General features: G+C 64.6%; 9 protein-coding genes and 1 pseudogene. 5 read left to right on the top strand and 5 right to left on the bottom strand.

The window, feature by feature from the left end; all coding sequences use genetic code 11:
* From VF662_RS11145 to VF662_RS11130, 4 genes and pseudogenes are all read left to right on the top strand, one after another.
* Positions 1–450 (top strand): annotated as a pseudogene (locus VF662_RS11145) (hypothetical protein); the annotation flags it as partial.
* Between the two features lie 137 nt (positions 451–587).
* Complete coding sequence (locus VF662_RS11140) at positions 588–1,868, top strand: pilus assembly protein TadG-related protein (RefSeq protein ID WP_464141090.1); 1,281 nt, start codon at positions 588–590, stop codon at positions 1,866–1,868.
* 3 nt (positions 1,869–1,871) lie between these two features.
* Entirely contained in the window at positions 1,872–2,348 is a 477-nt protein-coding gene (locus VF662_RS11135) for a TadE/TadG family type IV pilus assembly protein (RefSeq protein ID WP_464141088.1), read from the top strand.
* Positions 2,345–2,773: a TadE/TadG family type IV pilus assembly protein gene (locus tag VF662_RS11130; RefSeq protein ID WP_464141086.1), complete on the top strand. Its 429-nt coding sequence runs from the start codon at positions 2,345–2,347 to the stop codon at positions 2,771–2,773. Before VF662_RS11135 ends, VF662_RS11130 begins: the two co-directional genes overlap by 4 nt.
* Positions 2,774–2,912: 139 nt before the next feature.
* Here VF662_RS11130 and VF662_RS11125 read toward each other — a convergent pair whose 3' ends face one another.
* The 3 genes from VF662_RS11125 to VF662_RS11115 form a co-directional block, all read right to left on the bottom strand.
* Positions 2,913–3,077, bottom strand: a complete 165-nt coding sequence (locus tag VF662_RS11125; protein WP_464141084.1) for a hypothetical protein — start codon at positions 3,075–3,077, stop codon at positions 2,913–2,915.
* A gap of 29 nt (positions 3,078–3,106) precedes the next feature.
* Entirely contained in the window at positions 3,107–3,268 is a 162-nt protein-coding gene (locus VF662_RS11120; RefSeq protein ID WP_464141082.1) for a hypothetical protein, read from the bottom strand.
* Between the two features lie 141 nt (positions 3,269–3,409).
* Positions 3,410–3,589, bottom strand: coding sequence for a hypothetical protein (locus tag VF662_RS11115; protein WP_464141080.1), 180 nt, complete (start codon positions 3,587–3,589; stop codon positions 3,410–3,412).
* A gap of 147 nt (positions 3,590–3,736) precedes the next feature.
* Here VF662_RS11115 and VF662_RS11110 point away from each other — a divergent pair, with 147 nt between their 5' ends.
* Complete coding sequence (locus VF662_RS11110) at positions 3,737–4,357, top strand: D-Ala-D-Ala carboxypeptidase family metallohydrolase (protein ID WP_464141078.1); 621 nt, start codon at positions 3,737–3,739, stop codon at positions 4,355–4,357.
* Between the two features lie 28 nt (positions 4,358–4,385).
* Here VF662_RS11110 and VF662_RS11105 read toward each other — a convergent pair whose 3' ends face one another.
* Entirely contained in the window at positions 4,386–5,045 is a 660-nt protein-coding gene (locus VF662_RS11105; RefSeq protein ID WP_464141076.1) for an SH3 domain-containing protein, read from the bottom strand.
* Between the two features lie 207 nt (positions 5,046–5,252).
* Positions 5,253–6,017 (bottom strand): CsgG/HfaB family protein, encoded by a 765-nt coding sequence (locus tag VF662_RS11100; protein WP_464141074.1) that lies wholly within the window; start codon positions 6,015–6,017, stop codon positions 5,253–5,255.
* Positions 6,018–6,265 lie beyond the last annotated feature (248 nt).

Genomic DNA, 6,265 nt, shown 5'->3' with positions numbered 1-6,265 from the left:
GCGGCCGTTCCCGGCGTCGTCCTGTTCGGGCGGCAGGAGCGGCTTCGGCTGGTCCAGGGCTCGCCGCGCGACAAGATCAACGTCTCGGTCGATTACGAGCATGACTGGCTGGGCTTCACCGCCCGCGCCAACCGCTTCGGCAAGGTCTTCGCCGCGGGCGGCGAGCTCGGCCCGGCCGGGAGCGGCATCTTCAACGATCTCGAGATGGAGCCCAAATGGGTCACCGATCTCGAGCTCCGGCTGAAGGCGGGAGATATGGCGACCTTCGCACTCGGCGCCAACAACGTGTTCGACGTCTATCCCGATCAGGTCCCGATGGGCCTTGCCGGCACGTCGGGAACCACGAACGTCTTCTACCCGGCGACGAGCTACATCGTGCCCTTCTCGCAATATTCGCCGTTCGGCTTCAACGGCCGGTTCGTCTACGGGCGCATGTCGGTGAAGTTCTGAGGCTGTCGGGGCGGGCCAGCGCCCGCCCCGGCTCTTCTTCGAGCGGATAACGGCCTGTTAAGCAGGCGCTCTAACCTCCCGTAAAGCATTGTACCTTAATCGCTTTGGCTGAAGTCCGTTAATCGAGGATATCAGTCATGCGAGCTTTTGCCTGGGCAAGGAAGCTTCTCAGGAGCGAGCGCGGCAATGTGCTGGCAATCGGTGCGGCGGCGATGCCGCTCATGATCGGCGCGGCCGCGGTCGGTCTCGATACCATCCAATTCAGTCTCTGGAAGCGCCAGCTGCAGCGGATGGCCGATTCGAACGCGCTGGCGGGAGCACATGCGCTCGTCCAGGCGAAGAGCGTCTCGAGCGCGGTCACGCGAGACCTCCTGCTCAACAATCAGCTTACCTTGCTTACCGGTTACCCGATCGTCGAAAATGCGCCGACCACCGGGGACTGGGCAGGAAATACCAAGGCGGTACGAGTCGTGCTGAGCGCGAAGCGGGACCTTCCCTTCTGGCGCTTCTTCCAGGGCGAATCGCCGACCGTCACCGTCGAAGCGACCGCCGCAGTCGTGAACAGCGGCAGATTCTGCCTCCTGACGCTCGAAGAGGGCCCGGTTCAGGCGATCAACTTCACCGGCAACGCGACCGTCAACCTCGGCTGCGGGATCGCCACCAACTCGACCGCCGTGCCGGCGATCGACGCGGGCGGCTCCTCCTCGCTGATCGCCGACCCGATCATGGCGCGCGGCGGGCTTGATGCCACCAATCCCTATTACGGCAACTCGACGATCATCCCATATTCCGACAAGCAGGAGGATCCGTTCGCCAGCCGGCCCGATCCGAGCGCAGCCGCCAACGGCATGGGCTGCGACGACGATTTCGACGATCTCGCCTCGGTTACCCTGAACGAGACTGGGCCGAACGGGGTCGCCAACACCGCCGTCTGCTTCAACAGCATGACGATCGATCGGACGATCAACCTTCCCGCGGGAACATATTACATCAAGAACGGCAACCTGAACCTCGGTTCGCACGCCGCCGTCACCGGTACCAACGTCACGCTCATCTTCACCGGCACCGGCGACAGCATCGGCAAGATCGAGATGAACGGACAGGCGAGCCTGACCCTCAGCGCGCCGGAGACGGGCGTTTACAGGGACATCGTCATCTTCCGCGACAAGGATCGCGCGACGATGGACGACTGGCACCTGAACGGCGGCAATTCACTGAACCTCACCGGTGCCCTCTATATGCCGAAGACGAACATCCTCATCAACGGCAACTCCACCATGACCTCCAGCTGCCTGCAGATCGTGTCGCAGCGGATCAGCTTCTCGGGCAACCTCAACCTTGCCAACGGCCTGACCGCCAACTGCTCGAACAAGCCGGGTGAAACCTTCACTCTCAGCCAGGTAAGGCTGGTCGGCTAGGCCATGGCGACAGCGATCCTCTCCCGGCTACGGAGCCTCCGCGACGACGAACGCGGCGTGAGCCTCCTGGAATTCACGGCGATGGCGCCGATGCTCGGCCTGCTGATCGTCGCGGTGGCGGATATCGGCCGCGGCTACACCGAGCGTTTTGCCCTCCAGCAGGCGGCGAACCGCACCCTCGAGCTCGCCCATTCAGGCACGAAGACCAATGACTACAGCTTCCTGGCCACGCATGCTCAGACAGCCGCCGGCACGGATGCGACGGTGACGCTGACCCAGTGGCTCGAATGCACCGCCACGAACGGCACCCGGACGACCAAAACCATGGGCAGCACCTGCTCTGCGGGCGAGGAGACGGGCCGCTACGTCACCCTCAACATCGCCAAGCCCTTCGATCCCGTCTTCACCACCATGGGCTATCCGACGGAAGCCGACGGCTCGATCAAGCTCAAGGCCCGCGCATCGCTGAGGGTGCAATGACGGGGCGGCTCCTCAAGCTTCGGCGGAGCGAGAGCGGATCGAGCGCGGTCGAGTTCGCGCTGGTCGCACCGGCTTTTCTGGCGCTGGTCCTCGGGATCGCCAATCTCGGCATCTTCTTCTTCGCGCATGCGGGGCTGAAGAGCGCGGTCGCCGAGGGTGCGCGCTATGCCAGCATTTCGCCGAAACCGGACAACGACCTCATTGCCGCCCGCATCACCGATCGTCGCTTCGGCCTCAATCCGGCCGACATTACGGCTCCGACTGTTACCAATTGCACCGACGGCGGCCGCCCCTGCGTCGACATCCAGATGGGCTATCAGGTGAAGATGAACTGGATCTTCGTCGGCAGCGGATCCTGGTCGACATTCAACCTTACGGAGCGGCGGCGCGCCTTCGTCTACAAGGATAGCCTCTCCAGCACCTAGCGACGCTTCGCGAAAAGCCGTGCCTCCGCCGGCGCCGCGTAACGCTTGAATCGAAACGCCCCGGCCTCAGGGAGACCGGGGCGCATCGGAGATCCTGTCAGAATCGTCGTTCTGAACCGGCGACCGCTATTGCGGTCCCTTACTTCGGGCCGAAATTCTTGTCGGCCGGACCCTTGTAGCTCTCGCCCGGAGCATGCGCCGGATTGCGGAAGCTCGGGTGCCGGCCCGGCGGGAAGGGATGGCTGGCAGGCTTGTTGGCGCCGCCGCTGACGGCCTTCAGTTCGTTCAAATCGAGATTACGCATATCTTCTCTCCTGATGCGGGGAGGCAGGCTTACGCCGGCTTCCCAGTGGTCTTGAACGTGAACGTGGTGGTGTTCGGGTTCTTGAGTGCGCTCTTGTTCACGACGCCGCCGGGATTGGTGGTGACGGTGGTAAGGTGCGGATTGGCGCCGCCGGCGACGGCGGTGAGTTCGTTGGTGGTGAGCTTACGCATTTTGTTCTCCTTGGTGCCCGCCGGGGAGGCGTGCGGGTGGAGAATGCTGCGAGCGGCGAATGGTTCAATGGCCGGATTTCACCCGGCCACGAATGGGACAAACGTCAGCGGCGGTATGAACGGAGGGGGAGCGGCGCCTTGTCAGCCGGTCGGGGTTCCTCCCGGCACGGTCGCCGGAGCGGCGGTTCCGCTCGGAGCCGGCGTGTCGGGCGGGCTGTCGCGCCAGGCCCAGAAGAGGGCGCCGCCGATCACCACCACCAGGATGAGCAGCATCAGGACGTTCGTCCCTGCGGATCGCCTGTCGCGGGGTCTTTGCGCCATCTCTCTTCCTCGCGCTGCTGATCGTGGAACCGAGGTGAACCCACTCCCGTTGGTGAGGTTCCAAGCTATTCCCGCTGCTTGACCCATATAAGGCGGAGCGCCGCCGGAGGGTGCAATCGGGGCGATGAAGCCCCCATATCGGAGCCTATGCGAAGCCTCGTCAGCATCGCCGCCCTCGTCGCACTCGCGCTGGCCGCTCCGGCCGACGCGCAGGAGAAGGCCGATGGGCAGAGCCATGCGGATTATCTCGCCTGGCTCGCCAAGAGCCCGGCCGCGCGGGCACAGGTGATCGGCTTTCGCACCTATCTCGAGATGAAGGACGTGGAGGACGTGGTCCCCACCTGGCAGCTCGTCCGGACCGCGAGCATGTGGAAGGAGTGCAACGGCCCCCGCTTCGAGGTCGCGCCGTTCACGGAGTGGAACCACATCGCGAGCACGCTCCGCTTCATCGAGAACCATGTCGAGCCGGTGATCGGCAAGGTCGAGGCGCTGTCGGGCTATCGCAATGCCGAGCTCAACCGATGTTCCGGGGGTGCGAGGGAAAGCGCCCACCGCCACTTCTTCGCGCTCGATCTGACCCCGCTTCGCGCGATCGCCCGCGACGGGATGATCCGCAGCATCTGCAAGATCCACGAATGGCGCGGCCGCGGCTACGACATCGGGCTCGGCTTCTACACCGGCCTTCGCTTCCACGTGGATTCGAAGGGCTTCCGCCGCTGGGGCCCGGACGGGAAAGGCGCGACCAGCCCCTGTGCGAGCGTCGTCTGAGCGACTTCTCGCACTACACTGCAGCGTGCTATTTTGCTGGAGCCGTTGCCGGGGCGGGCAGGGTGCCGGCCTGAGCGACGATCTGATTATAGGCTTCGGCAAAGGCGCCGCTCAGCAGCTTCCCGTCCTTGGAGCTGGTATATTGGCCCAAGGTACCCGAACCCCCTGAAGACCAGTCGCCCCAGGTGAGTTGGGATTTGCTCGCTTCGCCTTGCCCGACCAGCAGCGTAAGTCCGGTGGCGGGGCTCAGTACGCGGAGGCCCGCCGCCACAATCTTCTTCTTGCCGCCGAACCCGTTGAACATGCCCATTGCCGCCCCAAGGCCGGGCACCGCGCCAAGCGCTCCGCTGCGAAGGGCGCCCTCCGTAAGAGCGGCGCGCGCCACGTTCATGCCTTGCAAGACGACCGCTTTGTCGCCGGCAATCGCACTCATCAGATAATCCGCAGGCTTGCCCGAAGCCGGGTCATGCACGTTGAAGCAGTTCGATTCCCGCACCATCGCGCCGAGCAGATCGCGCGGACTGCCGAGGCCGAACTTGGTCCACCCCTGAGTGTCGCCGTCGGTCACGGCGATGGTTCCGTGCTGTGCACTGCACTTGGCGATGGCGATGTCTTTTTCAGATGCCTGAGCGGTGCTGCTGGCGAGTGCCGCGACCATGAAGGCACCAGTGACGATTGGCTTGCGCATTTCTGTCTCCCCGAAACCAGAACACGCAACAGAGGGGGAGCGCCAATACGGCCTCTGCCCCGGATACCGTGGCTATACGGTATCCGAGGCATTGGCAAACGGGGAGGACAGCGGCGCTCGGATCGTTGCGAGCGCCGCCAACCTCGACTTCAGCGGAGTGGAAATTGCTCCGGCTCGCGCAACGACGGCTTGCGAGCTTCAGGCGCCTTACTGGGCCTGAGGTGCCGCGGCGCTGGCGTTGGCGGGAAGGCCGCCGAGCTGGCCGACCAGATCCTTGTAGGCGTTGAGATAGGCAAGCACGAGCACTTGGCCGATGTCCGTATTCTGATAGCCGGACGCCCCGACGCTCGCGAAGCCGCCCCACCAGCCGGCGCCGCCGCCGCCGCCGAAGCTCCAGTCGGACTTGCGGGCATAGCCCTCGGTCATCCGCTCCTGCTCGGTGGTGCGGGCGTTGACGAGCGTCAGGAGCACGTTGGCTTCCTTCTTGTTGACGCTGATATTGCCCGCGAGGTGGCCGAAGGTGCTTCCGCCGAGGAAGCCGCCAAGCGCAGCTCCGATGCCGCCGCCGCCCGAACGGTCGTTCTTCGAGACGATGTCGGGGACGATGAAATAATCCGCGGCCTTCACCTGCTGGCGGCCGATGTTCGAGCCGCGCTGCAATTCGCCGCTGTCGGCAAGCGCGCGCTCGATGTTGCGGCTCGCGAGGCCCTTGTTCCGGTCGACGAGGCTGAAGCAGCCGGATTTCATCACGAACAGCTTCAAGACTGCTTCCGGGCTGCCGAGGCCGAGGCCCTGCCACCAATTGTTGTCGGGCTCGACGATCGCGATCGTTCCGAGCTTCTTGGTGCAGACCGGGATTTCGGCCATGCCTTTTTCCTGGTCCTTGCGGCCCGAGGATTTGGAGCCGGCGAGAGCCGGCGACGAGGTGAGTGCGACGGCAGCGGCCGCGGCGATGAAGGCGAGCTTGCGCATTTGGAGTATCTCCCCCTTTGGAGCTTTGATTGGTTGCCTCACGGACCACCCGGATGAGGCGATGTCCGGCGTTTATGCGGGGAGGGGGGAGCGGTCGCGGACCTTTCGGCTGAAGCGGCGATCCCTGCTACCAAGCGGCAGGAAAGCGACGAAGGCGCGTATTTCGGCGACGAGCAGGGTGCGCGGCGCCTGCCGCGAAGTGTTAAGGGCCGGCTTGCGTTGGAGGCCGGGAGCACCAACATAGGTTG

The sequence above is a fragment of the Allosphingosinicella sp. genome, assembly GCF_036387215.1.
Classification (GTDB): Bacteria; Pseudomonadota; Alphaproteobacteria; order Sphingomonadales; family Sphingomonadaceae; genus Allosphingosinicella.
Note: the sequence above shows the minus strand (reverse complement) of the source record. Positions and strands in the feature narration are given on the sequence as shown.

Coding starts and splice junctions, on each gene's coding strand:
- VF662_RS11140 (WP_464141090.1), top strand. CDS start 588: ATGCGAGCTTTTGCCTGGGCAAGGAAGCTTCTCAGGAGCGAGCGCGGC.
- VF662_RS11135 (WP_464141088.1), top strand. CDS start 1,872: ATGGCGACAGCGATCCTCTCCCGGCTACGGAGCCTCCGCGACGACGAA.
- VF662_RS11130 (WP_464141086.1), top strand. CDS start 2,345: ATGACGGGGCGGCTCCTCAAGCTTCGGCGGAGCGAGAGCGGATCGAGC.
- VF662_RS11125 (WP_464141084.1), bottom strand. CDS start 3,077: ATGCGTAATCTCGATTTGAACGAACTGAAGGCCGTCAGCGGCGGCGCC.
- VF662_RS11120 (WP_464141082.1), bottom strand. CDS start 3,268: ATGCGTAAGCTCACCACCAACGAACTCACCGCCGTCGCCGGCGGCGCC.
- VF662_RS11115 (WP_464141080.1), bottom strand. CDS start 3,589: ATGGCGCAAAGACCCCGCGACAGGCGATCCGCAGGGACGAACGTCCTG.
- VF662_RS11110 (WP_464141078.1), top strand. CDS start 3,737: ATGCGAAGCCTCGTCAGCATCGCCGCCCTCGTCGCACTCGCGCTGGCC.
- VF662_RS11105 (WP_464141076.1), bottom strand. CDS start 5,045: ATGCGCAAGCCAATCGTCACTGGTGCCTTCATGGTCGCGGCACTCGCC.
- VF662_RS11100 (WP_464141074.1), bottom strand. CDS start 6,017: ATGCGCAAGCTCGCCTTCATCGCCGCGGCCGCTGCCGTCGCACTCACC.